The organism is Teichococcus aestuarii, assembly GCF_042651065.1.
Classification (GTDB): Bacteria; Pseudomonadota; Alphaproteobacteria; order Acetobacterales; family Acetobacteraceae; genus Pseudoroseomonas; species Pseudoroseomonas aestuarii.
In genome coordinates this window covers 1-1,497 of sequence record NZ_JBHSCH010000165.1, presented here as the reverse complement: position 1 = coordinate 1,497, position 1,497 = coordinate 1, and the positions used below count along the sequence as shown (strand labels likewise).

General features: G+C 61.9%; 2 protein-coding genes and 2 pseudogenes. 1 reads left to right on the top strand and 3 read right to left on the bottom strand.

The window, feature by feature from the left end; all coding sequences use genetic code 11:
- Positions 1-120 (top strand): annotated as a pseudogene (locus ACFOY6_RS24175) (IS5/IS1182 family transposase); the annotation flags it as partial.
- Between the two features lie 187 nt (positions 121-307).
- On the opposite strand, the gene ACFOY6_RS24170 reads toward ACFOY6_RS24175, so the two are convergent.
- The 3 genes and pseudogenes from ACFOY6_RS24170 to ACFOY6_RS24160 form a co-directional block, all read right to left on the bottom strand.
- Positions 308-778, bottom strand: coding sequence for a hypothetical protein (locus ACFOY6_RS24170; RefSeq protein ID WP_379652463.1), 471 nt, complete (start codon positions 776-778; stop codon positions 308-310).
- A gap of 5 nt (positions 779-783) precedes the next feature.
- Complete coding sequence (locus ACFOY6_RS24165; protein WP_379652462.1) at positions 784-1,125, bottom strand: hypothetical protein; 342 nt, start codon at positions 1,123-1,125, stop codon at positions 784-786.
- 167 nt (positions 1,126-1,292) lie between these two features.
- A pseudogene (locus ACFOY6_RS24160) lies at positions 1,293-1,497 on the bottom strand (Crp/Fnr family transcriptional regulator); the annotation flags it as partial.

Genomic DNA, 1,497 nt, shown 5'->3' with positions numbered 1-1,497 from the left:
CGCATCGAGAACATGTTCGGCAAACTCAGAGACTGGCGCCGCATCGCCATGCGCTACGACCGCTGTGCCCACACCTTCTTCAGCGCCATCACCCTCACCGCTACCGTCACCTTCTGGCTCGGACAATGGGTCCTGAGCCTAGTTCACCCACGACAACGAGGTTCACCCCCATCGCGCACTGGGAGATCGCTCCCCACGCCTGTTCATCCGTGCCACGCTAACAACCTGACCCTGTCCGAGCATTCAGGGGCAACAACAACTTCGAGACACCCACCGGACGGGAACAACTGCCGCTCCTGCCGCCCGCTCATGAGCCGCTCTTTGCCCGAGACCCAGGGCTCGTCGGCAACCCGGAAACCGGATAGGGCGCAGCCGAGAACAGGCATTGCTGCTGATCGAAGAGCCAGCGTAGAGCGTTGGGGCATCCGTCGAAAAGGTATTGCCATCCGCGCACGAGTTCCACGAGTAGCTCCTCCGGGGTGAGCGAGGCTTCTCGGAGGTCGGGCCCTATCCCCGCAAATGTTACCATGCGCTGGCCGCACTCAAACTTGGCGAGGATGTCGTCAGATTCCTGCATCACACGGCGGCTCAGATCCGCATCCCTAAACCCCCCAACGGGACGTGTATGCACCACCGTCACCCCGTCGATGATGCCGACGTGCTCGTAACCGAGGATCTTCGGCCAAGCGGAATCGAGGCCGAAGCCCCATCCTGTGGTCGAGAGCGCGAACGTTGGAAGAAGTTCCTCGAGAGTCGCTCGGCGGAAGCAGGGGACCATGATCTCTACGAAACCGGCTGCAGGGCCGGCGCGAAGAGATGAAAGTCGAGCGCGCGCCCAACCTCGAACATATCCGTAATAGCGTCCTGTCTGGCGAGGATGTCGTCGTCGGGGAGCCAGATCTGGTCGTAGTCACGCCAGCCGGGCCATGCGTTCAGCAGCTTGGTCAGGCCGGTCCATTTCGGGCCGGGGATGACATCGCCAATCTGGCAATCCAGGTCCTCCTGCGGCCCGATCTCCTCGTAGGGACAGAGATAAAGGTCCCAGTCTCGCGGCTTGCCTGCATCGATCCAACACCGGTGAAGCGATTTCCGACCAACCCGGGCGATAACGAGAGAGCGGCTCATGAGGCCTCCGCAAAATAGTCCGATCCGCCGACTGCATGCTCCGCAGTCCGATGACGAGGCATCAGCATTAACATAAGCTTCGTCAATGCCGGGGTTTCAGGCGGTCAACGCACAGAACCCTTCAAAGATTATCAATCAGTGTTATCAGCTTGGCCCTATGGGCTCACTCAGCGCGGGTGGGAAAGTCTGCTCTTGCCAACTAGCCGGTCAAGCGCACGGCGCTGGATGCCGTAGCATTCGCAACCCGCGCCTTCGAGGCCCGGCCGGTCCGTCACTTCCATGCGGCCGCGCTCGTAGCGGATGAACTGCGCCTTCTGCAGCATGCGGGCCGCCACGGTCACGCCGGCCCGCCGCACCCCCAGCATCAGCGAC